The organism is Rhodococcus sp. NPDC077669 (assembly GCF_040686915.1).
In the GTDB taxonomy this organism is placed as follows: domain Bacteria; phylum Actinomycetota; class Actinomycetes; order Mycobacteriales; family Mycobacteriaceae; genus Rhodococcoides; species Rhodococcoides fascians.
This window is the reverse complement of sequence record NZ_JBFBMD010000005.1, coordinates 276875-302232: the sequence shown is the minus strand read 5'-3', so window position 1 is coordinate 302232 and position 25358 is coordinate 276875. Positions and strand designations below refer to the sequence as shown.

29 protein-coding genes and 1 riboswitch are annotated in these 25358 nt (G+C 65.9%); of the genes, 12 read left to right on the top strand and 17 right to left on the bottom strand.

The annotated features are described in order from the left end of the window. Positions 1–7: 7 nt before the first annotated feature. Together pheA and AB0P23_RS09200 are read left to right on the top strand one after the other, a co-directional pair. The gene (gene pheA, locus AB0P23_RS09205) at positions 8–940 is read left to right on the top strand and encodes a prephenate dehydratase (protein ID WP_032374194.1); all 933 of its coding nucleotides are present in this window, start codon (positions 8–10) and stop codon (positions 938–940) included. After that, positions 937–1602, top strand: a complete 666-nt coding sequence (locus tag AB0P23_RS09200) for a histidine phosphatase family protein (RefSeq protein WP_032374193.1) — start codon at positions 937–939, stop codon at positions 1600–1602. The genes pheA and AB0P23_RS09200 overlap by 4 nt, the downstream gene beginning before the upstream one ends. Here AB0P23_RS09200 and AB0P23_RS09195 read toward each other — a convergent pair. The 4 genes from AB0P23_RS09195 to AB0P23_RS09180 all read right to left on the bottom strand — a co-directional run bounded on the left by AB0P23_RS09195 (position 1595) and on the right by AB0P23_RS09180 (position 4663). Continuing rightward, positions 1595–2443: an ESX secretion-associated protein EspG gene (locus AB0P23_RS09195; protein WP_052061654.1), complete on the bottom strand. Its 849-nt coding sequence runs from the start codon at positions 2441–2443 to the stop codon at positions 1595–1597. The genes AB0P23_RS09200 and AB0P23_RS09195 overlap by 8 nt on opposite strands. Next, positions 2440–3630, bottom strand: a complete 1191-nt coding sequence (locus AB0P23_RS09190) for a PPE domain-containing protein (RefSeq protein WP_045841513.1) — start codon at positions 3628–3630, stop codon at positions 2440–2442. The genes AB0P23_RS09195 and AB0P23_RS09190 overlap by 4 nt, the downstream gene beginning before the upstream one ends. Before the next feature lie 66 nt (positions 3631–3696). Next, a complete protein-coding gene (locus AB0P23_RS09185) occupies positions 3697–4008 on the bottom strand; it encodes a PE family protein (RefSeq protein ID WP_027494842.1) in 312 nt (103 codons plus the stop codon). Positions 4009–4096: 88 nt separating this feature from the next. Continuing rightward, complete coding sequence (locus tag AB0P23_RS09180; protein ID WP_363797309.1) at positions 4097–4663, bottom strand: histidine phosphatase family protein; 567 nt, start codon at positions 4661–4663, stop codon at positions 4097–4099. A 64-nt stretch (positions 4664–4727) separates the two neighbouring features. Further along, positions 4728–4862, top strand: a riboswitch (cobalamin riboswitch). A 50-nt stretch (positions 4863–4912) separates the two neighbouring features. On the opposite strand from AB0P23_RS09180, the gene AB0P23_RS09175 reads away from it, so the two are divergent. Both AB0P23_RS09175 and AB0P23_RS09170 read left to right on the top strand, forming a co-directional pair. Beyond that, positions 4913–5107, top strand: a complete 195-nt coding sequence (locus AB0P23_RS09175) for a CbtB domain-containing protein (RefSeq protein WP_027494840.1) — start codon at positions 4913–4915, stop codon at positions 5105–5107. Continuing rightward, the gene (locus tag AB0P23_RS09170) at positions 5098–5868 is read left to right on the top strand and encodes a CbtA family protein (RefSeq protein WP_032366733.1); all 771 of its coding nucleotides are present in this window, start codon (positions 5098–5100) and stop codon (positions 5866–5868) included. The genes AB0P23_RS09175 and AB0P23_RS09170 overlap by 10 nt, the downstream gene beginning before the upstream one ends. A 130-nt stretch (positions 5869–5998) precedes the next feature. Here AB0P23_RS09170 and AB0P23_RS09165 read toward each other — a convergent pair whose 3' ends face one another. Both AB0P23_RS09165 and AB0P23_RS09160 read right to left on the bottom strand, forming a co-directional pair. Beyond that, the gene (locus AB0P23_RS09165) at positions 5999–6331 is read right to left on the bottom strand and encodes a metallopeptidase family protein (RefSeq protein ID WP_027494838.1); all 333 of its coding nucleotides are present in this window, start codon (positions 6329–6331) and stop codon (positions 5999–6001) included. A gap of 13 nt (positions 6332–6344) precedes the next feature. After that, positions 6345–7427 carry a septum formation family protein gene (locus AB0P23_RS09160; protein WP_027494837.1) on the bottom strand — a complete coding sequence of 361 codons (1083 nt, stop codon included), beginning with the start codon at positions 7425–7427 and terminating at the stop codon, positions 6345–6347. Between the two features lie 34 nt (positions 7428–7461). Here AB0P23_RS09160 and AB0P23_RS09155 point away from each other — a divergent pair, with 34 nt between their 5' ends. Both AB0P23_RS09155 and serS read left to right on the top strand, forming a co-directional pair. Further along, positions 7462–7854, top strand: a complete 393-nt coding sequence (locus tag AB0P23_RS09155; protein WP_032366735.1) for an ankyrin repeat domain-containing protein — start codon at positions 7462–7464, stop codon at positions 7852–7854. Between the two features lie 11 nt (positions 7855–7865). After that, positions 7866–9119 carry a serine--tRNA ligase gene (gene serS, locus AB0P23_RS09150; protein ID WP_032374191.1) on the top strand — a complete coding sequence of 418 codons (1254 nt, stop codon included), beginning with the start codon at positions 7866–7868 and terminating at the stop codon, positions 9117–9119. Between the two features lie 7 nt (positions 9120–9126). Here serS and AB0P23_RS09145 read toward each other — a convergent pair whose 3' ends face one another. Then, complete coding sequence (locus tag AB0P23_RS09145; protein WP_032374190.1) at positions 9127–10011, bottom strand: hypothetical protein; 885 nt, start codon at positions 10009–10011, stop codon at positions 9127–9129. A 100-nt stretch (positions 10012–10111) separates the two neighbouring features. On the opposite strand from AB0P23_RS09145, the gene AB0P23_RS09140 reads away from it, so the two are divergent. Further along, the gene (locus AB0P23_RS09140; RefSeq protein ID WP_032374189.1) at positions 10112–10852 is read left to right on the top strand and encodes a lysophospholipid acyltransferase family protein; all 741 of its coding nucleotides are present in this window, start codon (positions 10112–10114) and stop codon (positions 10850–10852) included. Between the two features lie 9 nt (positions 10853–10861). Then, the gene (locus AB0P23_RS09135) at positions 10862–11347 is read left to right on the top strand and encodes a GNAT family protein (protein ID WP_363797305.1); all 486 of its coding nucleotides are present in this window, start codon (positions 10862–10864) and stop codon (positions 11345–11347) included. A gap of 33 nt (positions 11348–11380) precedes the next feature. On the opposite strand, the gene AB0P23_RS09130 is transcribed toward AB0P23_RS09135, so the two are convergent. After that, positions 11381–12796 carry a HAMP domain-containing sensor histidine kinase gene (locus AB0P23_RS09130; RefSeq protein ID WP_155289566.1) on the bottom strand — a complete coding sequence of 472 codons (1416 nt, stop codon included), beginning with the start codon at positions 12794–12796 and terminating at the stop codon, positions 11381–11383. Then, the gene (locus AB0P23_RS09125; protein ID WP_080733310.1) at positions 12793–13476 is read right to left on the bottom strand and encodes a response regulator transcription factor; all 684 of its coding nucleotides are present in this window, start codon (positions 13474–13476) and stop codon (positions 12793–12795) included. Before AB0P23_RS09125 ends, AB0P23_RS09130 begins: the two co-directional genes overlap by 4 nt. A gap of 127 nt (positions 13477–13603) precedes the next feature. Here AB0P23_RS09125 and AB0P23_RS09120 point away from each other — a divergent pair, with 127 nt between their 5' ends. Continuing rightward, entirely contained in the window at positions 13604–14206 is a 603-nt protein-coding gene (locus AB0P23_RS09120; protein WP_363797303.1) for a hypothetical protein, read from the top strand. 83 nt (positions 14207–14289) lie between these two features. Here the strand turns inward: AB0P23_RS09120 and AB0P23_RS09115 are convergent, their stop codons facing one another. From AB0P23_RS09115 to AB0P23_RS09085, 7 genes are all read right to left on the bottom strand, one after another. Further along, positions 14290–15123: an LLM class F420-dependent oxidoreductase gene (locus AB0P23_RS09115; protein ID WP_032366743.1), complete on the bottom strand. Its 834-nt coding sequence runs from the start codon at positions 15121–15123 to the stop codon at positions 14290–14292. 61 nt (positions 15124–15184) lie between these two features. Further along, positions 15185–15643, bottom strand: a complete 459-nt coding sequence (locus AB0P23_RS09110; RefSeq protein WP_052061658.1) for a nitroreductase family deazaflavin-dependent oxidoreductase — start codon at positions 15641–15643, stop codon at positions 15185–15187. Positions 15644–16036: 393 nt separating this feature from the next. After that, positions 16037–16630 (bottom strand): DinB family protein, encoded by a 594-nt coding sequence (locus tag AB0P23_RS09105; RefSeq protein WP_045841681.1) that lies wholly within the window; start codon positions 16628–16630, stop codon positions 16037–16039. A 5-nt stretch (positions 16631–16635) separates the two neighbouring features. Further along, a complete protein-coding gene (locus tag AB0P23_RS09100) occupies positions 16636–17379 on the bottom strand; it encodes a CPBP family intramembrane glutamic endopeptidase (protein WP_027494825.1) in 744 nt (247 codons plus the stop codon). A 19-nt stretch (positions 17380–17398) separates the two neighbouring features. Beyond that, positions 17399–18670, bottom strand: a complete 1272-nt coding sequence (locus tag AB0P23_RS09095) for a DUF3533 domain-containing protein (RefSeq protein ID WP_363797336.1) — start codon at positions 18668–18670, stop codon at positions 17399–17401. 174 nt (positions 18671–18844) lie between these two features. Further along, complete coding sequence (gene msrA, locus AB0P23_RS09090) at positions 18845–19357, bottom strand: peptide-methionine (S)-S-oxide reductase MsrA (protein ID WP_032374182.1); 513 nt, start codon at positions 19355–19357, stop codon at positions 18845–18847. Between the two features lie 55 nt (positions 19358–19412). Continuing rightward, positions 19413–20444: an NADP-dependent oxidoreductase gene (locus tag AB0P23_RS09085; protein ID WP_032374181.1), complete on the bottom strand. Its 1032-nt coding sequence runs from the start codon at positions 20442–20444 to the stop codon at positions 19413–19415. Between the two features lie 75 nt (positions 20445–20519). On the opposite strand from AB0P23_RS09085, the gene AB0P23_RS09080 reads away from it, so the two are divergent. Then, positions 20520–21356 (top strand): Cof-type HAD-IIB family hydrolase, encoded by an 837-nt coding sequence (locus AB0P23_RS09080; RefSeq protein WP_027494821.1) that lies wholly within the window; start codon positions 20520–20522, stop codon positions 21354–21356. Between the two features lie 78 nt (positions 21357–21434). Here the strand turns inward: AB0P23_RS09080 and AB0P23_RS09075 are convergent, their stop codons facing one another. After that, positions 21435–23615: an N-acetylmuramoyl-L-alanine amidase gene (locus tag AB0P23_RS09075; RefSeq protein WP_032374179.1), complete on the bottom strand. Its 2181-nt coding sequence runs from the start codon at positions 23613–23615 to the stop codon at positions 21435–21437. Positions 23616–23864: 249 nt separating this feature from the next. On the opposite strand from AB0P23_RS09075, the gene cobM reads away from it, so the two are divergent. Next, the gene (cobM, locus tag AB0P23_RS09070; RefSeq protein ID WP_032401109.1) at positions 23865–24608 is read left to right on the top strand and encodes a precorrin-4 C(11)-methyltransferase; all 744 of its coding nucleotides are present in this window, start codon (positions 23865–23867) and stop codon (positions 24606–24608) included. Next, complete coding sequence (gene cobF / locus AB0P23_RS09065; RefSeq protein WP_032401110.1) at positions 24605–25354, top strand: precorrin-6A synthase (deacetylating); 750 nt, start codon at positions 24605–24607, stop codon at positions 25352–25354. Before cobM ends, cobF begins: the two co-directional genes overlap by 4 nt. The last annotated feature ends 4 nt before the right edge of the window (positions 25355–25358 follow it).

Below are 25358 nucleotides of genomic sequence, written 5' to 3'. Positions count from 1 at the left end.
TCGAGACGTGCCTCGCATCGCTTACTTCGGCCCATCGGGAACGTTCACGGAGATGGCGCTGGCGCAGTTCGAAACGCTCGGCGCATTCGATGGGGTCGGCCTGGTTGGGGACGTCCAGAGGGTGTCGGCCGCGAGCCCGCCCGCGGCGCTCGAGGCCGTTCGATCCGGTGCCGCCGACGCCGCAGTGGTTCCCATCGAAAGTTCCATCGAGGGGGCCGTGCCGCCGACGCTCGACGCATTGTCCGAAGGACGGCGATTGCAGATCGTCGCCGAGACCGAGATCGAGGTCGCGTTCACCATCGTCGGCGGGCCCGGTGTCACGCTCGACTCGGCCCGCACGATCAGCGCGTACCCCATCGCCCTCAGCCAGGTCCGGCAGTGGTTGCAGGCCACGATGCCCGACGCCGTCGTGCAGTCTGCGACCTCGAATGCCGGTGCAGCAGAAGATGTTGCCGCCGGCGTGGTCGACGCCGCTGTCTCGACACGGTTGGCCGGGGAGCGATTGTCTCTGCCGACGCTGGCCGACGGCATCATCGACGTCGAGGGTGCGCGCACCCGCTTCGTGCTGGTGACTCCGCCGCAGCCGGTGCCCGCCCGCACCGGTGCCGACCGCACCTCGGTGGTGCTGAAGCCGCCGAACGACCCGGGTACGCTGCCGGCAGCGTTGGCGGAATTCGGAATTCGCAACATCGATCTGACGTTCATCGAATCACGCCCTACCCGTTCGCAATTGGGCACCTACATGTTCTTCGTCGATTGCGCCGGGCATGTGGACGATCCCCTCGTCGCCGAGGCGCTGACCGCGTTCCACCGGAAGATGCCGCTACGGTTCCTCGGATCATGGCCCACAGCAACGACATCGGGAGGTTCGGTGCCGCAACCGATCGACGAGCACGTGCAGTGGTTGTCCGAAATTCGTTCCGGTCGGGGTGATCTGTGATGGGCAAGCTCATTCTCGTTCGGCACGGGCAGACCGTCTCCAACGTCGCGAAGAAGCTGGACACAGCGCCGCCGGGAGCCGAACTCACCGAGCTCGGGCACCGGCAAGCCGAGGCGTACGCGCAGACGCGGCTGGGTAATCCCCCCGCCGTGTTGGTCTCGTCGATTGCGTTGCGCGCCAAGCAGACTGCGGGCTACGTCGAGCGCGGCACCGGAGTGCCCCTCGTCGTGACCGACGGTATCCAGGAGACGTCCGCCGGAGAGCTGGAAGATCGAGACGATCCCGAGGCGCACCGACTGTTCACCGAAATCTTCTACCGGTGGCATACCGGAGATCTGGATGCGGCCGCGCCGGGTGGCGAGAGCGGGCGCGCAGTGTTGGCGCGCTACGTCCCGGTGCTCGACGAGCTGCGTGGACAGTACCTGGGTGACGACACCGCCGGAGACGTCGTCGTCGTGAGCCACGGAGCCGCAATTCGACTGGTCGCGGCGGCCCTCACCGGTGTCGACGGCACCTTCGCCGCCGACAACCATCTCGACAACACCCAGACAATCGAGCTGTTGCCGCTACCCGACGGTGGCTGGGCATGCGCCAAGTGGGGCACGTTCCTGCCGCCGTTCGAGGGCAAGGGCAGCGACAAGGCAGACAACCCGATCAGCTGATCGCTGGATTGCCGATCGCTGGGTTCGTGGTCGCTGGGTCCTTGGCCGACGAGATCAGCTCTGTCAGAGCCGCGGTCACCCGGTGATCCGACGCGCCGGTCAACGAGCTCCACGAACGACCGTCCGCGGCGACAGTGGAGGTGGCGACGATCCGTCCGGCGCGGGTGTCGAACAGGGCCACCGGACGCCCGGCCCCGCGCCGAGTCCCATGCCTGCGGGTCACGGCCGTGATCTCGGTCCTGCCCGCGCACGTGGCCATCGCCGAGGCCAGAGTGAGGGCCCGGTCGTCGGCGATTCCGATGCTACGCAGACGGGAAGCGGTGCCGCCCACGTCGGACGGTGCCGCGTCCAGTGCCTCGGCCAGTAGGTCGGTGGGCGCGTTGACGCTGCCGGGATCGAACGGCGGTGCCGATCCCAGCGACGAGACGAGATCGCGAGCCGTATCCCCGGCGATGACGCGCAGAGTGATGACGTTCTCTCGCCGTACCGCCGACACCGCGATGGTGTCGTCGGATGCGATGCAGATCCGAGTCACGGGAACGGTGTCGCCCTCGAACTGTCGCGCCGAGACGTACCAGCGGGGTTGTTCCAGGACCCGCAGCCAGTGGCGAACGTCCTCGTGGACCGCGGTGCCGTCCCACAGTCCTGCCGCCGCGAGGGCCTGACGGCCGCGGTCGACAGCACGGTCGCGGGCTTTCGCGTCGTCGAAGCGTGGGAAGACGTCGAGCACGACGGGTAGTTCGGCAATCGAGAGTTCGTCGACCAGGAAATCCATCTCGTCGATACCGAGTGCGGCACTCGGCAGTGTGTGGCCCACCGGCACGGTTCCCAAGTCGATCACCGGCCGTTCTCACTGATGTTGTCGAGGGCTGGGTTGTCGAGGGCTGGGTCTGCTCCGATGACCGACGGTGCCACCGTGCGGCCGTCGGCGAAGTGCTCGAACTGTTTGAGGTATTCCGGGGTGTCGTGTTCGTCGTCGTCCTGCGCCCGTGTTCCCGACGCGGGCGCAGCACCAGTTCCGGTTCCGCGCTGAGCGAGACCACCCTCGGCTGCGGTCGGTGCGCCGACCGTGGAAGCAGGACTGCTCTGTACTGCACCCGTGAGTGCCGATCCAGCGCCGAGGGGACTCGACGCCGAACCGGGCATTCCCGGTCCGCCGCCGATGCTGCCGCTGCTTCCGCCCAGTCCGCCGTACGCCACTGGACGGGTGGATGCCGGCCCGACGGCGGGAGATGCCGAACCGCCGGCTGCGAAGGAGTGGCCGATGCCGGTACCGGGTCCACTCGGCGGCGGCGTCGAGACCAGGTTGGATGCCGCGGTGGCCACCGTGGACACGCCCGTTCCGGCGATCGAGGTGGCGGCACTGCCGAGCTGCCCGGCTGCGGCTGCGACGCCGGGGTTCTGCGTCGCGGCCATCAAACTGCCGACCGCAGCCTGAACAGGTGACGTCATCAGCGCACCGTTGGCGAATTTGCCGAGACCACTGCCGGATTCGGACACGATGGCGGGTGCATGATCGAACGTCGTCTTCGCGATCAGGTGCGAGGAGACCAGCTCGAATCCCTCCATGACCATGGCTGCGCGGATGTCGAGCAATCGATCTGCGACCTCGGCTGCCTCGTAACTTCCGTTCAGTGCGCCGCCGGTCGACGCAGCCGTCACCTTGGCAGCTTGCACGGCACCGATCTCGACGAGCGACGGCATGGTGGCCAGTGCGACGCCGTACGAGGTTCCCGCGGCGGGGGCTTCGATCGACAGTGCCGCTGCCTTCAGTGCGGTGGCTCCGGTCCACGTGGTGAACCGGGCGAGGGCGGCCTGCGCGAGGAGGGCCGACTCACCCTCCCAGCCCGCGGTCAGGGCTGTCGTGATGGCGGCGATGCTCACCGAGGCCTCGGTGAAGGCCGCGGCCACCGAACCCCAGGCCCCGCCGGCGACATGTAGAGGCACCGGTCCGGGCCCCAACAGTCGCGTCGAATTCCCTGTCGCAGTTCGTGGTAGCCACACCACACCTGTCACACCGAGCGTCATTGTCCAGCCCCCATGATGTTCGAGCCCCCGTGTCGTTTTCGAAACCGTTGCCGGTCGATGAGTGCGTCAGATGCCGGCGAGCCCCGGCAGGCCTCCGGCGGTGTCGTCGTCGGTCGCCAGGTAGTCCGCGGCCTGTTTGCGCAGTTCCTCGGCGGCCCGGTGTAGCTCCGAAATGCCTTGTGCTGCAGCAGGGCCGAAGGTATCGGCCGCGGTGGCGAAGAAGCGATCGGTCAAGAGCGACACCTCGTCGGTGCCCGGCGGTAGCGGCCGAACAGGAAGAGCCGTCGCAGTGACGGCGGCCTGCAATCGGGCAGCGACCGCATCGAGTTCCGAGGCAGCGAGCTGCAGAGCCACCGGATCGACTTTGATGACGGTCATGAGCACGCTCCCTGCGATCGACGAACTGGGCTGTCGGTAGGTAGGACGCCGCCGTGCCCGGATCGGTTCCATCGATGCCGGAAAGAATTCAGAGAGACTTTTGTGCCACCGAATCCGTCGTCCACAGCGAGCCTCGGCGATGGATCGAGGTGCGCGTCAACGGTGCGACGTCGACCCGCCAGAACGAGCTGACCGGTGCCGCCAGCACCAGCACGACCGCGGCCCTGATCACCGCGGGTGCGGTCACGGCCAGCGTGCGGCCCGGCGTCGAACCGACCTCGTCGAGCCACGTCCGGACGCGAGCGAACAACGCCTCCAGAGATTCACCGCCCGGCGGTGTGAATGCCGGGTCGCCGAGCCAGGCCATCGCGTCGGCGTCGGGCAGATCGGTCATCTCGAGACCGGACCACCGGCCGTACGCGACGTCGGCCAACGCGGGTTCGACGGCGACGTCGCTGCCGAAGATGTCGGCAGTGGATCGGGACCGCGGCTCCGGGCCGCACACCACTCGGTCGGCACGCGGAAAGTCGGTCACCTCGGCGAGTGCGCGCACACCCGCCTCGTCGAGTGGCTCGTCGGCAGGAAAGCGGCCCGAGCGCATCGCATCGGTCCTTGCGTGGCTCACCAACGTCAGGCGGGTCGTAGGCGCAGTCACCGCGTCATTGTGGCATCGGACTGTGTTCTCTCGAGGACAGTGATTGACAGAGAGTCGAACGCGGTGCCACAGTGCGCAGGTAAGACGCGATGTACGCAGGTAATCCGGTGAAAATCCGGAACGGTTGCGCCACTGTGATCGACGTCGGGCAGATGTCCGAATTCGAGAGCCAGAAAACTCGTACATCACATGGCCGTCCCTTCATCTCCGAAGGGACTACGGGACGCACAATCCCAGGAGGACACCCCCATGGCAATACTTCATGCACCCAGCAACACGACGGAATCGGCGGCCCTCGCCGTCATCGTCGCCGCGACGATACTGCTCGCATTCGTTGTGCTCTACCTCGTCGGATTCGACCAGGGCGCGATCTCGCGTAGTGGCATGTACATGCACGAACTGATGCACGACGGCCGCCACCTGCTGGGCCTGCCATGCCACTGACCGGGACGTTCGTTCAACTGCTGGTGCGAGGTCTGCTCGCCGGTCTCGTCGCGGGACTGCTCGCCGGCGGAGTTGCCTTCGTCATCGGTGAGCCGCACGTCGATTCGGCCATCTCCATCGAAGAAGCAGCAGGCGAGGCACACCACGCCGACTCCGATGCGACTGCTGCGCACTCGCACGGAGACGAGGACGCCCTCGTCAGTCGCGACGGGCAACGCGTCGGACTGTTCCTCGCCACCGGACTCGCCGGACTCGCACTCGGCGCGATCTTCGCCTCGGTACTGCACTATGCCCGACGGTTCAGCTCGCTTCCGGGCTCGATCCTCGCGCTCCTCGGAGCCGGGGCCGGATGGCTGGCAATCGAAGCGGTGCCGTTCTTCAAGTATCCGGCCAACCCACCGGCCGTCGGGGACCCGGAGACGATCACCCAGCGCACCTGGCTGTGGTTGGCGTCGGTGATTCTCGGTCTGCTGGCCGTGGGAGTCGCGATCTACGTGGCGAAGGCGGTGGCGTCGCAGTCGTCGGTGGCGGTTCGCGTCGGTGCTCCGACAGTGGCGTTCCTCGTGATCGTCGGTGTGGGTTATGCACTTCTACCGGGTGTGAACGAAGTGGGTTCGGACTTCCCGGCGACCCTGCTGTGGGAATTCCGACTCTCGTCACTGGCCACGCAGGCAACCCTGTGGCTGGCTCTGGGACTGGGATTCGCGTTCCTGACCGACCGCGCGGTGCGGCCGGTTCGTCGAGAGGCTGTCTCGGCTTAACCCTGTTTTGCCCGCCCCCCCAGGTTGGGATCAATGCGCCTTTGTTGCAGTCTGACCGACTGAAACCCACATTGATCCCAACCGGGGGTGGCATTACGGGGGTGGGGGTGGCGATCGGGGGCGAGCGCGATCAGCCGAATCCCAGTTGATGCAGGCGTTCGTCGTCGATGCCGAAGTGATGGCCGATTTCGTGCGCGACGGTGATGGCGATTTCGCGTCGGGCCTCGTGTTCGTCGTCGACCATGTCGAGGATCGGTTTGCGGTAGATCGTGATGACGTCGGGCAAGTGTCCGCTGTATTCGTAGCGTTCGGTCAACGCGATTCCCTCGTACAACCCGAGGATGTCCTCGGTGGGGTGTTCTTCCTCGACGAGGACGACCACGTTGTTCATGAAGTCGGTGAGTTCTCGCGGCAGGGTGTCGAGAGCGTCGGACACCGCTTCTTCGAAATCGACGCGGGTCATGTGCGTGGGGATGTCAGCCTCCGGTGGTGATCGGAGCGGCACCGGGCAGCGGAGTCGGGAGGGCGCGGCCGTCGGGGGCTGCGGGCGGCGGTACGGGCGCGGCACCGTTGATGAGGATGTCGCCCTTCGCGCTGCCGACGATGGTCGCGAATCCACCGGAGTCGAGTTCCTTGCCCACCGAGCAGGTCACCTGACGGCTACCGGCGAGCCAGCTCGAGACGTCGATCGTGTCCCAGAACAACGTCAACGTCTTGTCCCGCAGCGCGTTCTCCGAGCCGAGGTATCCGTTGACGGCGTCGGTGCAGGTCTTCTCCAGGTACGCGTCCTGGTCGCCTTCCGACGGATGCCCGCCGGGGAACTGCTGCGTGAGGTTGATCACCGAGGCAACCTCGAACGCGTGGGGAGTCGAGCAGTCCACCGGGTCGGCAGGCACGTTCTGGTTGATTCCGATGCACGTGCCCGTCGGCCACACCTTGGACTGGTCCTGGTCGAGGATCGAGCCGGTCATCTCGAGCAGCGCACCGGTGTTCGACGGCATCTGCACACCGCACCGCAGCGTGCGCTCGCCCTTGGCCCATCCGGCCTGGCTGGGGAACATCAGGCCGACGCCGTAGCGGCCGTTCGGGTCGAACTTGGCACCGACGTAGCCGTCGACGGCGGCGGTGCAGTGCTCGTCGCGCAGTTCGCCGAAGCGCAGCGCTCCCGGGTACGGCGCGCCAGGGCCGAATTCGATGCCGGGGTAGACGCTCATGTCGATGTCGCGGGCCACCTCGAAGCGGTGGGCGTCGGCGCACGGCACTTCGCTGAGGTCCTGACGATCGGTTTCGGGATCGTCGGTGGGCGTCCACTGCAGGCATACGCCCGGGTCGGCGGCACCGAAGGACTTCGCGGACACCGGACCTGCGGTGGCGGGGCCACTGGCCGTCGAATGCGTGGTGATCTTCTCGGGAGTCGAGAATCCGCCGGACAGGAACACTGTTGCCCCCGCGGCCAGGACTGCACCGACGGCCACCATGGCGAGGCCGCGTCGAGCAGTGGTGGCCGAGAGAGTTCTCCGACTCTCGCTCGTCGTGGGGTCTGGTTCTGTAGCGGACATCGCCCTCCATCATGCCCGAGTATGTTCGGTCGACATGAGCGACCCAACGGGTGACGACGACCTCAGTGAGCTGGCCGGTCGACTGTTCGCAATGGCACGTACCGGTGACGCCGTCGGTCTGGCGAGTTACGTCGACGCCGGAGTTCCGGTGAATCTGCACAACGAGTCGGGGGACACCCTGCTCATGTTGGCCGCCTATCACGGTCACGCCGATGCGGTACGGGTGCTGGTCGAACGCGGTGCCGATGTGAACAAGGCCAACGACAAGGGTCAGAGCCCACTCGCGGGCGCTGTGTTCAAAGGCGAGGACGAGGTGGTGCGGCTGCTCGTCGACGGCGGAGCCGACCCACACGGCGGCCACCCCTCGGCGATCGACGCAGCCACGATGTTCGGACGCGAGGACTACCTGGGCTTGCTCGGCAAGTAAGGTTTGCTCTCGTGATCGACCTGAAATTGCTTCGCGAGAACCCCGACGCAGTGCGCGCCTCGCAGCGCACCCGAGGCGAGGACCCCGCTCTCGTCGACGCACTTCTGGATGCCGACGCATCCCGCCGGGCCGCGGTTCTGGCCGGCGATCAGCTGCGTGCCGAGCAGAAGGCGCTGGGAAAGCAGGTCGGTAAGGCCTCCGCCGAGGACCGCCCCGCGCTACTCGCCGGCGCATCGGAACTCGCCGCGAAGGTCAAGGCCGCCCAGGCCGCCGAAGCCGAGGCCGACGCAGCCCTCGACGCGGCCCATCGCGCGATTTCCAACATCGTCCAGGACGGCACGCCCGCAGGCGGCGAGGACGACTTCGTCCTTCTCGAGACCGTCGGGCAGATCCCGGAGTTCGATTTCGAGCCGAAGGACCACCTCGAACTCGGCGAGTCGCTGAACCTGATCGACATGGAACGCGGTGCCAAGGTCTCGGGCTCGCGCTTCTACTTCATGACCGGCTACGGCGCGTTGCTGCAGCAGGGGCTGCTTCAGCTCGCCGCGCAGAAGGCCGTCAAGAACGGGTTCACCATGATGATCCCGCCGGTTCTCGTGCGGCCGGAGATCATGTCGGGAACCGGCTTCCTCGGCGCACACGCAGACGAGATCTACCGCCTCGAAGCCGACGACCTCTACCTCGTCGGAACCTCCGAAGTTGCTCTCGCCGGCTACCACTCGGGCGAGATCATCGACCTCGCCGACGGCCCGAAGCGCTACGCAGGCTGGTCGTCGTGCTTCCGTCGTGAAGCGGGCAGCTACGGCAAGGACACCCGCGGCATCATCCGCGTCCATCAGTTCGACAAGATCGAGATGTTCTCGTACATCAAGCCCGAGGACGCGGCGGCCGAGCACCGGAAGCTGCTGCAGTACGAGAAGGAAATGCTCGCCGCAGTCGAATTGCCCTACCGCGTCATCGATACCGCAGGCGGAGACCTCGGGTCCTCGGCCGCGCGCAAGTTCGACTGCGAAGCATGGGTCCCCACGCAGAAGGCATACCGCGAGCTCACCTCGACCTCGAACTGCACGACCTTCCAGGCCCGACGCCTCGGCGTGCGATACCGCGACGAGAACGGCAAGCCTCAGACCGCCGCCACCCTGAACGGCACCCTCGCCACCACGCGGTGGATTGTGGCGATCCTCGAAAACCACCAGCAGGCCGACGGCACCGTCCGGGTTCCGGAAGCCCTCGTGCCCTTCGTCGGGACCGATGTCCTGAAGTAATGCAGGATCAGGCGATGTCGCCGATGCAGTAGCCCTCGCCGCCGATCGCCAGCAGGAACGTGCGGTTCTGGTAGACCCCCGAGGCGTCGATGATGTCTGCATTGACCTGCGTGTAGACGCCGTTCTGAGCCGTCACGAACACACTGTCGGGATCGAACGAGGTGATGCTCGGCAGAATTGCCGGGTTCTCGGCTAGAGGTGGGGCAGTAGGAGACCCGGTGCCGTTCGGATCCCACGTGCCGCGGCTGTCGCACACCAGCGGGTAGCTCTCTTCGACGTCGCCCCGATTGACGGGGATACCGGCGATGCGTCCCAGATAGCGATCGACGGTGTAGACCGCGTCCGTCGCGTCGAACACCGGCGTCGTGCCGGTGGGATAGACGGTAGGGCAGGCGTAGCCCGACGCGATCTCGCTGCGTTTGATGGCGACCGTTGCCGCGGGTCCGGTCCACGTCACCGCGTACTGACCGTCGACCGCGGGAGCCGCCACCGCTGCGAGGATGGCGCCGGTGTCGAAGTACATCGTCGGAATGTCGGTCGGCGGCACAGTCCAGCACCTCGCGGTGACGACACCTATTCCGCCGCCGGTGAGATCGTTGACGAACGGCCGTAGTGCCGCGGCGGCCGCAGGATTTCCGGGGGCTTCGCCGACGGGCGGACCCGGTGGGATGGGCGGCGGTGCCGGGGTGGTGGTGGGCTCTGGGGTGCTCGACCCGGCGGCATTCGCGGACTCGGCGGTGGACCCTGCACTGCTGCTGGACGGGGCTGCGGCCTGATCGGATGGGATCCCGACCGCGGAATCGCAGGCACCGACCAGCGCAATCATCGCTATCAGCGGCAGCGCGGTTCGGCAGACCCGGCTGCGCCGCGGTGAAGCCGCTCTGTTCTTCACGTGAATTCTCTCCCCCGTAGCTTCTCGAACTGCGCACGACCCGACCGCGCTCCTGGCCGGACCTTTCTCCGACCCCGTCCACCGACTACGCTAACCGACTGTGGAACCCGTCTACCGATCAGTCATCGGCATCGCTCGCACAGTGTTCGCGTTCGAGGGCCTGAAGTTCGAGGTCGAGGGCGAGGAGCACATCCCTGCTACCGGTGGAGCGGTCATCGCCGTCAACCACACCGGATACATGGACTTCACCTACGCCGGGTTGCCGCCGCGGCGAGTGAAGCGCTACATCCGCTTCATGGCCAAGAAGGAAGTCTTCGACAACAAGATCTCCGGCCCCATCATGCGCGCACTCAAGCACATCCCCGTCGACCGCGGTGCCGGTGCGCAGTCGTACAAGGCGGCCGTCGACAGTCTGCGTAAGGGCGAACTCGTCGGCGTGTATCCCGAAGCCACCATCAGCCGGAGCTTCGAGATCAAGGAATTCAAGTCCGGTGCAGCGCGTATGGCCATCGAGGCCGGCGTCCCCATCATCCCGACGGTCATCTGGGGTGCGCAGCGAGTGTGGACCAAGGGCTACCCGAAGCGATTGGGCCGCACCAACACTCCGATCTCCATTGCCGTCGGTGAACTGATTGCGCCGGTCGGGCCGCCGAACGAACTGACCGACAAGCTGCGGTCGGTCATGCAGAAGATGCTGCTCGAGCTTCAGGAGGGCTACCACCACGAGCCCGGCGCGTACTGGGTTCCGGCCCGACTCGGTGGCAGTGCCCCGACCCTGGAGGAAGCCGACAAGCTCGACGCCCAGGATCTGGCGGCACGCGCGGCCAAGCGCGTCGAGTAGTCGGCGGGCATGAACCTCCGCGGTGAACGGGTCGTGTTGCGGCCGATCACCGCCGAGGACGTGCCGGAGCTACGCCGAATACTGCACACCCCCGAGGTGCATGCGCGGTGGGGTGACGAGCACGCCGACGAGAACTGGCCGTTCGACAACCCTGAAGAGATCCGCCTGGTTGTCGAATTAAGCTCCGCGACAGTCGGTTTGATCCAGTACGGCGAAGAGACCGACCCGATGTACCGGCACGCGTCGATCGACATCTTCCTCGATCCGGCGGTACACGGCCGCGGCATCGGAAAGGACGCGGTAGGCACGCTGGTGCGCTACCTGACAGTCGATCTCGGTCATCACCGCCTGGTGATCGATCCCGCCGCCGACAACGCGGCAGCGATAGCCTGTTACAGCGCAGTCGGTTTCGAGCCGGTCGGGATCATGCGCAAGTACGAGAAGGGACCGGACGGCTGGCACGACAGCCTGCTGATGGACTTGATCGTCGAATAGCCGACATGTTCGGGGTTTCAGTGCTTCAGGTGTTCACGCGTTCAGGGGGAGAGTCAGCCGGAATCGCGCGCCCGAAGGCCCTGCGAGGCAGACGAGTTCGCCGCCGTGGGCGCGCGCCAGTGTTCGAGCGATCGACAGCCCCAGCCCGACGCCGCCGGACGCTCGGTCACGGGCGGAGTTCAGCCTGACGAGCCGTTCGAAGATGCGCTCACGGTCTGCCTCCGCGACACCCGGTCCTTCGTCGTCCACGGTGATGAATGCGTGGGTGTCCCTGCCGACCGCTACCCGAATCGTGCCGCCGGACGGGGTGAAGCGACCGGCATTGTCGAGTACGTTCGACAGGATCTGTTCGATGCGTCCGACGTCCACTCGAACCGGAACCGGTTGCGTCGCATCGACATCGAACCGAATGTCCGGCATCAGTAGCGCTGCTCGCTCCACTGTGCGCCGGGTGATGTCGACCAGATCGATATCGGTTGCATCGAGATCCGACGTGCTCTCCGCACGAACGGAATCGAGCATGTCGCCCACCAATCGTGACGCCCTGCTCGATTCCCCGACCAGCAGCTCGCTCCAGCGCGCGACTCGATCGGGGCGATGTTCGGCGTCGCGCTGCAGCGACTGCGCCAACGCCGAGATGCCGGCGACGGGAGTGCGCAGCTCGTGTGCGGCGTCGGCCAGAAAGCGCCGCATGTCCTCCTCGGCGAGGCGGGCTGTGCGCGCCGCTGCTGCCTCGCGGCGCTCGGCGTCCTCGAGGGCGTCGAGCATCTCGTCCACGGCCGAGGCAGTACGGCCGAGGTCGGTGTTCGGTTTGGTGGGAAGCAGCCGTCTACCCCTGTCGCCGTTGGTTATTCGGCGCGCGACCGATGTCATCGAGTCCAGCGGGGACAGTGCTCGCCGCACGGCAAAGGTCAGCGCAGCGGCGGCCAGTAGCAGCGTCACAGCACCCGCTACCAGCATGAGGATGCGCAGTTGTCGCCGCACATCGGCTATGGCGGTGGTATCGCCGAGGAGAGACAGCGTCGAACCGTCGGGCAATGGTTCGGTGATCTCGAACGAATCGGACGGGGGCACAGGAGGATCGGGCGGACCAGGGGGACTGGGAGTTCGCGACTGGCCCGCAGGCGGAGCCGGGGTGGCAGGCCGGATGTCCGGGCCAGGCGGTCCGCTGCCGGGAGCGCCGTACACCGTGCCGTCCGCAGCGGTGACCCGAACTCGGATGGCGTCGCCCTGCAGGGCCTGCACCAGATCCCCGGGCCCGACGCCGCTCTCCACGAGCTCGACAGCCCGAGTTGCCCGATCCGACAACCGCGCCTCCAGATCACGCCGAAGCTGTTGACCCAGAACGACATCCACCGACGATCCGATAATCACCAGCAGTGCCGCGAACAACACGACGACGGTGGCGACCACCCGCATCCGAAGCGACGGGGTCGGCGTCCGCTTCACTGCGGAGCCCGCAATGCATAACCCAAGCCGCGGACGGTATGGATCAACCGCGGCCCATGCGCTTCCATCTTGCGACGCAACGCACTGATGTGAACTTCCACCAGGTTACCGTCGTACGCGCCGTAGCCCCAGACCGATTCCAGGATAGAGGTTTTGGAGACGGTACGTCCGCGTTGTGCGACGAGGAACGTGGCCAAGCGGAGCTCCGTCGCCGTCAGATCGAGAACCTGACCTGCCCGAGTGACCACTCCGGCGGGCTCGTCGACCAGTAGATCACCGACCTGGACCGCGTCGGAAGAACGACCACGACGCCGCAGCACGGATTTGGCGCGGGCGACCACCTCGTCGAGCTGGAAGGGCTTGACCACGTAGTCGTCAGCGCCGTCGCCCAGGCCCCGCAACCGGTCGGCCAGCTGATCTTTCGCGGTGACCATGATGATGCCTGCGTCGCTGCTCTGCCGGACGACGTCGATGAGATAGAACCCGTCCCGTGCACCGGGCAGCATGACGTCGAGGATCACCACATCCGGACGGAAGCCTGCCATCGTGGTTTCGAAGTCGTCGCCGTCGGGCAGGGACACGGCGGTGAAACCCGCGTCCTCGAACGCGGCCACGAGCGCTTCCCTGATGGGTAACGAATCCTCCACCACCATCACCCGGGGAGCGGAACTGTATGTCATGCCTCGATTGTCACCCACCAGCTGAAGTGATCCTGAAGATGCGCTCGGCTTCAGGGTGACTTCAGCTAGCGGCGGCAGTGTCGGTGACAGACCGAAACGAACGACGCAGTCCGAACAAGGAGTGAACGTGAACGATCAGACCCAACCGATTCCCGCCGCATCGAACCCCGAGCCCGGCACCGCTCGGGAGAGCAAGCCGAAGCGGTGGAAGGGACGGGTGCCGCTGGCCGCGACCGCAGCAGCGGGTCTCGCCGTCGGAGCCCTGGTGACCGCGGCTGTGTTCGCAGCCACCGGACCCGACGCCTCGCCTGGCGTGTCGACCGTGGTGTCGTCGTCTGCCCTCGGACAGCGAACCGATGGCGGCGGCGGGTCGGACGTGCCTGCTGTTCCGGCAAGCCCCGAGGCGACGGATTCCGGCGACGGATCTACGGTCCCCGCGGTTCCGACGCCACCGGGACCCGCGGACGGAACAACTCCGGCCGTGCCGGATAACGGCGCAACTCCGCCTGCCCCGCCCGCGGGTGGTCCGGGCAAGGGCGGACCGGCCGATGGTGGTCCGGGTAAGGGTGGGCCGGGCGCAGGTGGCCCGGGAGCGGTGTGCGCACCAGAAGACGGAGCGACGCCGCCCGCGCCGCCGGCACCGGCCGATGGCGCAACTCCGCCTGCACCGCCCGCTCCGGCTGACGGTGCGACGCCTCCCGCACCGCCGGCAGCGCCGTCCGGTTCCTGAACGCAAGCTCGGTCGGTCCCCGCACCGGATCGGTGCGGGGATCGGTGTGGGTGGAGGCGCGACTTCCGAACGCGCCCAGGGTCTTATCTCCCGCGGTACGCGGACGCCAGCGCGGCGTACTCGTCGAGGATTTTCAACGATTCGTCGTGCGGCGCGGTGGGCAGCATGAGCGCAAGCTGCCCGAATCCCAACTCTTCGCAGGCTTGCCAGTACTCGGGATCCGCGGGGGTGCCGAACTGTAGCAACGGAACGTCGTGCCCGAGTCCTTCGCGCATCGCATCGATGCGCGCGGACATGACATCGACGGGCTGTGGGTTGGCTATCCACCCGGCGTCGTGCCGGATGACGCGCTTCACCGTCGCATCGGAGGCACCGCCGATGAATATCGGGGGGTGCGGTGTCTGCACCGGCTTGGGACGGAGGTAGGAGGGTTCGATATCGACGTGCTTGCCGTGATACTCGGCCGGCTCGTTCGTCCACAGGGCTTTGATTGCTTCGATCTGCTCGTCCAACAGTGCACCCCGTGTCTTCGGGTCGGTGCCGTGGTTGCGGATCTCCTCGAGGATCCAACCCGCTCCCACGCCGAATACGAACCGGCCCCGTGAGATCAGGTCGATACTGGCGGATTCTTTTGCAGTGGTGATGGGATCACGCTGGATGAGCAAGGTGATACCGGTGACCAGCTCGATCTTCGATGTCACCGCTGCGGCCGCTGCCAGAGTGACGAAGGGGTCGAGCGTCCGATAGTAGAAGTCGGGCATCTCTTCGCCGGTGGGAAACGCCGTCTCCCTACTGGCTGGGATGTGAGTGTGCTCGGCAACAACCAGCGAGTCGAATCCACGCTCCTCGATGGCGCGAGCCAGCGACACCGGGTCGATCCCGTCGTCGGTGACAAAGGTGGAGATTCCGATCTTCAAGGCTGTTCCTAACGTCGGGTGTCGCCCGTGCACGGGGCGTGAAGTGGGATCACAGCCGGGGTTACTCCAGGATGAAGACGGGGAGTTGCCGGTCTGTCTGGGACTGGAATTCGGCGTACTGAGCGAAGGACTCGACGGCTAGCGTCCACCATTTCTCGCGCTCGGCCCCGTCGAGCTCGCGGGCCTGGAGGGTGAGAACCTTCGTCCCGTCTTGCACCGTGACGGTGGGGTTTGCCTTGATGTTGTAGTACCACGACGGGTTCGTGGCACCGGCACCGTTGGAACCGACCATGGCGTACTTGCCGTCGGCTTCGACGCGCATCAAGGGCACGTACCGCTTCTTGCCGGACTTCGCCCCGGTGATCGTGAACAGCACGACAGGCAGACCCTGATACTCGGCCCCCTCGGTGGTGCCCTGCTCGAGAATCTGCTCGGTCAGCTCGCGGACCCGGGACTTGGGGCTCAGCTCGGTTTCGGTGGCGGTCTCGTTGTTAAGCACGTGGGCGCCGACAATCGCCATGGCCGGAAATTCCTGACACGTCTCGCTCACCGAAACTTTGCCCCTCTCCTGGTAATTCCACCCCCTTCCACACCGGGGATCGTGGCATCGATGCGTGGGCAACGCGTGGTTGGCCGCGGGCGCAGATTATTGCCGAAGACATTTTGGGGTACATCCGTGTCGGACGTGCATCCGATGCGCGATCGGGCAGGCTGGGGTCTTCGCTTCGATAGCAGGGGCGACACCGGTATCGAAGCTGCGCTCCGGGAAGGCCGTGAGAATCGAGAAAAAGAACGGTAGACGGACAGTGATCACTGCCCGGGATTTCCGCGCAGGCTGTCGTCGCGCTGAATCGGGTCATCGATCGCGGTTGGACAGGTACACCGCGAAAATAGCCGTCGAGCCGAAAATAGCTCAGTCGGCGGGACGGGCTTGATCAGCCTCTAGAGCAACGGTTTCCAACTCGGATCGGTACTGTGCCCACCATGCTGCGTCGCCGTCGGCCATGTTCTCGTTGCCGAGGCGCAGTCCGACGGAGTTGTCGATCAATTCGCGCAGTATGTCTGCGTGTCCGGCATGTCGATTCGTTTCGATGCACAGATGCACCAGTACGCGATGCAACGTCACTTCTTGTTTGTCCGCAGGCCAGTGCAGGACGCGTCCCGCTGCATCCAGGTCGAGTGAATCGATGGTCTTGTCGGCATACGTCCACGCCTCGCGGTACAGGGCGACAATGGATTCCGACGATTCTTCGGCGGTGGCCCACATGTCGGAATTCAGCCGGGCCATGCCCTCTGCTTCCAATTCCGCGAAACGAGCTGGAAACTCACGACCGAACGTGAGGCCGAAGTAGCCGTATTCGACGATGGCGAGGTGTTTGACCAACCCCAAGAGGTTGGTTCCCGTCGGCGTCATCGGTCGTCGCTTCTGGTATTCGGTGAGGCCGTCGAGCTTCCACAGCATGTTCTGGCGAGCGATCCGAAGGTATTGGTGCAGCTCGTCTTTCATGTCGCTCAGCTCGTCGATGCGTGCCACACGAGGGCTGCGGCCAGTGCGCCGAGTCCGTTCAACGACCAGTGCAGGGCGATGGGTGCGATGAGACTCCCGCTTCGGCTGCGCAGCCAGGTGAAGACGACCCCGGCTGCTGCGGTCGCGACGACTGCGAGCGCGATCCCGACGATTTGCCCGAACAGCCCGCCGCCGAGAAATCCGCTGAGTCCCACGTTCCCTGCGGTCAGGCCGAGCGAGGACGCGATGTGCCACAGACCGAAGAGCAGGGACCCTGCCGCGAAGACTCCGCGTGCACCGTAGATGCGGCCCAACGTGCCGTGCAGCACTCCACGGAACGCGAGTTCTTCCGGGATGACCGTTTGCAGCGGGATGACGATCATCGAGGCGACCAGCGCCGCGGAGATGGTGGCATAGCGATCGGCCATGAAGAAGGGCCGCGTCATCGGCAGCAATGCACCGATGGCGATGACGGTCAGGACGATGCCGACGGCACCGAGTGCGTAGAGCGAACCCGTCTTCCATTGCTTGGGCGACAGTCCCAGCTCGGCCCATCCGAGTCCGCGACGGTTCGACAGGATCACCAGGAGAACGGCGGCGATCGGAACCGTCGCGATACTCGCCCACACCGTGGTGAAGTGTGCGATGAGGTTGGTGCCCACGAGCACGAGAACGACGATGGCGACGTCGAGGTAAGCGCGGACGGCCCGTCGAGGTGCGACGCTCCCGGCTGGGTTGACAGCAAGCATTGGATCGAGTGTACCGGCGTCAGCTGATGACACCCGGAGAATCGAGGCTTCTGTCGAGGCCCTTGCGGTCGTAGAGAAGGGTGAATACCAGGCCGAACACGAGCCCGATGAGCAGTCCGAGGGACGTCATACCCACCGAATGCAGCAGGCCGGCGTCGGGCGAGGCGTTGAAGTACAGGATCGATCGGGTGCCGAGGAAGATCTGATGCATCGGCTCGAACTGGGCCAGCCACGTGAAAATCGGCGGGCTCGCCTCGAGAGGAATCGTGCCACCCGAGGACGGCAGGGCCAGGATGATGAAGACGGCCAAGTTGACCAGCAACCCTGCTGTGCCGAATGCGGACATCACCGCCAGCGCCGTGAATCCGACGGCGGTGATCGCGAACGCGCCGTACATCCACAGGGTCCACGCATGGGTGATGGGCATGCTCAGCAAGTGGCTGATCAGTAGGTACAGGGCGGATACGAGCATGGCCAGAACGAACATCACCAGCCACTTGACCAACAGCGTCTGGAACCGGCTGATCCGGGTGGGTCCGCGGTGGATGTACTTCGGGCCGATTTCGGTGGGAGTGAACCCCAATAAGCCGTCGACGAGGGTGCTGACGATGGTCGCACCGGTGAATCCCGCCAAGACGAGCAGTAGCGCGTAGTAGAACGCAGACAGGCCACCGCCGGTACCGTCGGGCAGTGGATCGTGCTGGGCAACAATCACATTGATCGGCTGCGCCAACGTCAGTGCGCTCGCGCCGGCCAGTGGAGTGTCGCCGAGCTGCTGGCGAACCTGATCGGTGATCTGTTGGCCCACGGTCTGATTCACCGATTCGAAGGCAGGAGTGGCCACTCCGGTCACGAGCGACATCCCGAAGCTACCCGCCCGCGGATTGGTGTAGACGGTGATGATCGGCTTCTCGATATCACCGGGAATGATGCTGCCCTCGGCCAGGATTCCCATTCTCTTGGTGAAATCACTGGGGATGACGATGGAGCCGTAGACCTCGGCCGTGGACAACAACGATTCGGCCTGCGCAGGGCCGACCTCGCGGAACGCGACCTTCTCGGAATCGACGTTCTGAATCAATCCGTCGACGATGTCGTTGCCGATATTGCGTTGCTCACCCGCAAGGGTGTCGCCCTCGTCCTGGTTGACGATCGCAATGGGCAGATCGTGCAAGTTGCCCCGTGGATCGAGAACGCCGCCCAGATACAGGGCCGCGAGAAACGACATGAGGGTCGAGACGACAAGGATCGGAGCGAGCCAGAAGCGCGGCGAACGAAGGACGTCGGCCATCGACCGTGGGGTTCTGTCGGGTGTCACCGGATCAGTGTCGCAAGTTCGGCTTCCATGTGCGCGGTAGTTCTACCTGTGGACCGTCGGCCGTCCGGAATGGGCGTTACGCCTACCCATGTGCACGGAACTTCGTAGCAGGCTACGAAGTTCCATGCACATGCGGCGCAGCCGCTCCTAGGCGGTTGCGCGACGCGGCAGCTTCCAGTCCGGGCGAACCCAGTGGCAGGTGTAGCCCTCGGGGTACTTCTGCAGGTAGTCCTGGTGCTCGGGCTCGGCTTCCCAGAAATCTCCTGCCGGGGTCACCTCGGTGACGACCTTGCCCGGCCACAGGCCCGACGCGTCGACATCGGCGATCGTGTCCTCGGCCAGGCGCTTCTGCTCGTCGTTCAGGTAGAAGATGGCCGAGCGGTAGCTGGCTCCGATGTCGTTGCCCTGACGATTCTTCGTGGTGGGATCGTGGATCTGGAAGAAGAACTCCAGCAGATCCCGGTACGACGTCTGGGTGGGGTCGTAGACCACTTCGAGGCCTTCGGCATGGTTGCCGTGGTTGCGGTACGTCGCGTTGGGGATTTCACCGCCGGTGTAGCCGACGCGAGTGGAGACCACCCCGGGCAGCTTGCGGACGAGCTCTTCGGCTCCCCAGAAGCATCCTCCGGCGAGAATGGCGGTTTCGGTGGCTGCAGACATGTGCTCTCCTAGTTCTCTATCGAGCGATACGTGGGGTTCAACGAACGAGTCGTCCTCATAATTCCGAATCGTGGGTACGTTCGCCGACCTCGAGGACGAGTTTGCCGGTATTGGCACCGTCGAACAACAGGTTGAGCGTCGATCCGAACGCCGTGATTCCGCCGATCTCGATCTGCTCGCGCGCGGTCATCTTGCCGCTGGTGAGCAGCTCCGACAGAGCGTCGACGCCTTCCTGGTAGCGGTCGAGATAGTCGAAGATGATGAACCCGGTCATCGACGCACGGTTGATCAGCAGGGACAGGTAGTGCGCGGGTCCGGGCTGCGGTTCGGTGGCGTTGTAGCCGGAGATGGCCCCGCACAACACCACTCGCGCACCCTTACGCAGGCGCGAGAGCGCCGCATCGAGAATCTCGCCGCCGACGTTGTCGAAATAGACGTCGATGCCCTTCGGTGCGGCGGCCTTCAGGGCCTTGTACACCGACTCGTTCTTGTAGTCGATCGCCGCGTCGAAGCCCAGCTCCTCGGTGAGCCAGGCGCACTTCTCGGGTCCGCCGGCAATCCCGATCACGGTGGCTCCCTTGGCTTTCGCGATCTGACCCGCGATGCTGCCGACGGCGCCAGCCGCCCCGGAGATGACGACGGTGTCGCCCTCGGCCAGCTTGCCGACGTCCATCAACCCGAAGTAGGCCGTCAATCCCGGGAAGCCGAGGGCACCGAGCCAGGTGGGTGCCGGTGCGATCGATTCGTCGACCTTCTGCACTCCCGACCCGTCCGAGATCGCATGCTCGGTGACGCCGAACGAGCCCGAAACGACTTCGCCGACAGCGTAATCCGGATGCCGGGACTCGAGGACGCGGCCGACGGCATGAGCACGCATCACCTCACCGATGCCGACGGGAGGCACGTACGAGCGCGCATCGTTGAGCCAACCGCGCATGGCGGGATCGAGGGAGACGTAGTCGACGGTGACGACGAATTCCCCGTCGCCCGGGGTGGGGATGGGTTCCTCGGTGAGATCCCACGTCGACTCGTCGGGACGCCCCACGGGCCGCTGAGCCAAGCGGATCTGACGGTTCACGGATGTCATCTACCGTTCCTTCCACATCGAAGACGTGCATGTCGAAAACAGGGTCCTTCGACACTAGGGCAGAATGACGTCACGATGACCAACGCGCCGAACACCACCCGCCTCGCCCCTCGCCTCGTCGCCAGCGATGTCGACGGGACCCTGCTCGACCAGCACGAACGTGTCAGTGAACGCACCAAGCGAGCTGTCGCAGCCGTCGTAGCGGACGGAGTGCCGTTCGTGCTGTCCACCGGCAGGCCGCCGCGGTGGATCCACCCCGTCGTCGACGGTCTCGGATACGCGCCGATGTCGGTGTGCGCCAACGGTGCGGTCATCTACGACGCGGCCACCGATCGCGTGCTCAGTGCGGAGACCCTCGATGTCGAGACGTTGCAGTGGCTGGCCGACGTCGCGTACCGCGCGCTACCCGGCTGCGGTCTCGCGGCCGAGCGCGTCGGTCGATCGGCGCACGACGCGGCGACGCCGCAGTTCGTCAGCTCGCCCGGCTACGAGCACGCGTGGCTCAATCCCGACAACGTCGAGATGTCCGAGGACGACGTCGTCGACGTCCCCGCGGTGAAGCTGCTGATACGTCTGTCGGGATCGACCAGCGGCCATATGGCAAACATTCTCTCGCCGCTGATCTCCGGCCGCGCCGACCTGACCTTCTCCACCGACAACGGGCTCATCGAACTGTCGGCGCCGGGCGTCACGAAGGCGTCGGGCCTGGCGAAGGTCGCCGAGACGCTGTCCGTGGACGTCGCCGATATCGTCGCCTTCGGGGACATGCCCAACGACGTCCCGATGCTGTCGATGGTCGGCCTGGGCGTCGCCATGGGCAACGCGCATCCGGCCGCCGTCGCCGCCGCGGACGAAGTGACCGTCACCAACGCAGACGACGGAGTGGCGCAGGTACTCGAACGCTGGTGGTGATTCGCTGATAGAGCGGCGCATCGAACACGACAAGGGCCGAGTCACCACGGTGACTCGGCCCTTGTCGACTGTCTGAACTCAGCCCGCGGGTGCGGGCTCCGGTGCCGGAGCGGGCTCGGCAACAGGTGCCGGCTCCACCGGCGCGGCGACCGGCTTCTGCATTTCTGCGTTGTAGGTGTCGTTGTACGTCTTGATGACCGTGGTCACGATGCCGGTGAGCTCGTTGAAGATGAGCGAACCGTTCTCGAAGTCCGTTCGGAAGCCCTCCGGCACCTTGAACTCGTCGGTGAGCGGCAGACCGAGGACGCCGTCGACACCGCCCTGCTGCAGGTACTGCTGGAAGATCTTGCCGATGACGGCCACGGCCTGGCCGGCCATGTTGGTGATGATCTCGCCGTTCTGGAACTGCGCCTTCTCGCGGCCGCCGCTGACCTGAACCAGGCCGCTGACCGGTACGCCGAGAGCGCCGGTTTCGCCGCCCGAGGACAACCACTTCTGCGCGACGGGGCTCGTCGACGCCAGGCGCTGCAATTCTGCGACCAGGGCCGGGATGTTCTCGCCCAGAGTCGAACTGACGTCCGTGCCCGGGCGTGACGGTGCCGGGTCGGTCACCGCGGTATCCGGTGCGGTGGCATCGGGCGCGGTCTCGGGTGCTGCCGGTGTGACATCGCCGCCACCGCCGAGGTTCGCGGCCGCGATGTCGCGGATCTCCCCGAGCCTGGCGTATCCGGCGTCACCGGGGCATTCGGTGTTGCCGACGTCGCGGTGACCGAAGATCACCGGCAGGTCGACGGTCTTGCCTTTGCCGATGAACGTGAAATCCGTTCCCTCGGAGGTCATCGTCGTGGTCCCCTTGGGATCCAGACCGGCCTTGCCGAGTCGCCAGCCGAGGAACTTGCCGACCGAATCGACGGTCTCCTGCGACGGATCCTGAGTGGAGTAGTCGCCCATCATGGCCACTCCGACGGTGTTCTCGTTGAATCCACCGGCGTGCGCACCCTGGACCGGCTTGTCCAAGCCGCCGGCGCGACCCTCGAAGATCTGGCCGTACTTGTCGACGAGTGCGTTGTAGCCGATGTCGCACCAGCCCAGAGTCTGCGCGTGGTACGCGTAGATGGCGCGGACGATCTCGGCCGACTCGGACTTCGAGTAGTCGTTGCTGCCCGCGGTGTGGTGCACGGTGGCACCGCCGATGAAATCGTCGATTGTCGGGTTGGCGCAACGGATCGACTCGTCGGCACCCCACTGGGCGCGGGTGATGACGTTGGGACCTGCATCGCCCGCCACCGGAGTAGCGAGGTCGCTCAACGCCGAATCGGCGGGGGACGTGCCGGGGGTGATGAGCACGGCGCTGATGTCGCTCACTGCCGACGCCAACTGCTCGGCCGACACCTCAGGAGCGGCTTCGGGCGCAGCAGGCTCTGTCGGTGCCGGATCCTGTTGGCGCAGCGGCTTGCTCGACGACGCGGGTGTGTAGCCCAAAGGCTGCTCCGCAACGGCGGGAGCAGGTGCAGTGGCATCGGAAGGCAGCGGAACAACCGGGACCTCCGGAACCGGCGGCGTTGCAAAGCTTTCGGGAGCAGCGCTGCTCGTCAGCGGAGTCAACAGCACCTGCACGGCCTTGGTGAGCCCCACGAAGATCGGTTCGGTGCCCTGCTTTTCCGCAGCGGGAACGGCGTCGCTCGCAGTGGTATCCACCGGTGCGGTCTGCAGCCACGGGCCCCAGGATCCGTCCTCGAGCTGACGTCGAACCTGTGCGCTCGCGCCGTTCAGCTGCTCGGAGGTCAACGCCACCATGCTGAACGGGGTGTCCTGCGAGATCTCCTTGACTGCCGCTCCGAGCGGCGGCCCGGTGGGGTCGGCAGCTTCAGGATTGACCGGTGCCGAGGCGTCCACCCTGGGGATCGGGGCCTGCGCGGTTGCGCCACCCGGAGCCGGCGTCGTGAGACCCGGGATGTCGGGAATCTCGATCGGCGGGATCACGATGGAGTCCGGCAGCGGCAGGTATTTCAGATCGGAGAGCCGCAGATCGGGCAGCGGCAGGCCGGTGAGCTCCTGCAGCGGAATGACGATGTCCGGTGCTGCGCTCAGCGCGGTCTCGACGATCTTCGTCGGCACGGTGACCGGGGTTGTCTCGTTGGCCGGTCGAACTCCGGTGGTCGTGCTGTCTGTCAGCCCAGCGACCGCAAACGGGGTCGCGACGGCGAGTAGTGCGACAGCACCGAGAACGATCGACGGCTTCGTTCGACGGTTCGGCAAGGCGGTACTCCCTGGTTGGTGGTAGGTACGCGTCGTAGGATCTCCCACTGCTGAACAATATGAATCACATCAGCAACATGAGTCCCATCAGACACAAGGCTAAACCTTAGCTTGACAGTTAGCCACAGCCGGGAAGTTCCAATGGCGCGGCGCGTCGGGGCTTGCATTCCTGGGTCATTCCGCAGGCTCCACTCCCGCCTTCATGGGTCATTCCGCAGGCTCCACTCCCGCCCCCTACGCTTTCCACCTGTGACTGTGCACTTCATCGGAGCCGGACCCGGAGCGGCAGACCTGCTCACGCTGCGGGCCGTCGGGTTCCTGCGATCCAGTCCGGTGTGTGTCTACGCCGGTACCTACATCGACGACGCGATCCTCGAACATTGCTCGGCCGGTACTCGCCTGGTCGACACCGCGAAGCTCGATCTCGATGCCATCACCGCCGAACTCGTCGCGGCCGACCAGCGCGGGGACGACGTCGCACGCCTGTGCTCGGGTGACCCTTCCCTCTACTCCGCGATCGCAGAACAGTCGGCTCGACTCGACGCCGCGGGTGTGCCGTGGGACGTCACCCCGGGAGTGCCCGCCTACGCGGCCGCTGCGGCCACGTTGGGCGTCGAGCTGACCGTTCCCGAGGTGACGCAATCGGTGGTCCTCACTCGCGCGCAGGCCCGCTCGACGGCGATGCCGGACACCGAGGCGCTGGCCAATTTCGCGGCCACTCGCGCGACGTTGGCTTTGCATCTGGCCATCACTCGCACCCGCATCATCGCCGACGAGTTGGCGCAGTTCTACGGCTCGGACTGCCCCGCCGCGGTCGTCTTCCATGCCAGCAAGCCCGACGAGATGGTTCTGCGCGGCACTCTGGCCGACATCGCCGACCAGGTCGAGGCCGCCGGCCTGCGTCAGGCCGCAGTGATCCTCGTCGGTCCTGCTCTCGCTCGTCGCGTCGTCGCCGAATCCCACCTGTACGACGCCTGCCGGGACCGCTCGTGAAAATCCATCTGATCGGCATCGGCGGTGGACATCCGGACCAGGTGACCGTCCAGGCCGTCGAGAAGCTGCGGGCCGTGGACGTGTTCATCGTGGCCGACAAGGGCGCGTCCGTCGGGGATCTGGCAGCAGCCAGGCAGGAGATCCTCGAGCGCCACCACGGTGGCAGCTACCGGGTCATCGAGGTGCCCGATCCCCCACGCGACCGGTCACCTCGGCAGTACGAGACCGCGGTCCTCGATTGGCACGACGCCCGCGCCCGGGCGTACGCCGACGTGCTCGACGGTCTCGCCGACGGCACCGTCGTCGGATTTCTCGTCTGGGGCGACCCGGCGCTCTACGACAGCACCATCCGCGTCGTCGAGCGGATCGCCGAACTGCGCGGCGACATCGAGTTCGATGTCACATCCGGCATCTCCAGCGTGTCCATGCTGGCGGCGAGTCATCGACTCGTGCTCAATCGCATCGGGGGCCCGATCGTCATCACCACCGGCAGGAACCTGGCCGGCGACGTCGCAGCCGGGCTGGACAACCTCGTCGTCATGCTCGACGGCAACCTGGCCTGCAGTGCGCTAACCGGCGCAGGGTGGGGCATCCACTGGGGAGCCAACCTGGGTACGACCGACGAGAAGCTCGTGGCCGGGCCGCTCGACGACGTGCTCGACGACATTCGCCGCGCCCGCGCCGAGGTCAAAGAGGCACACGGCTGGGTGATGGATACCTACCTGCTCCGACGCCTGCCGGGTTGACACC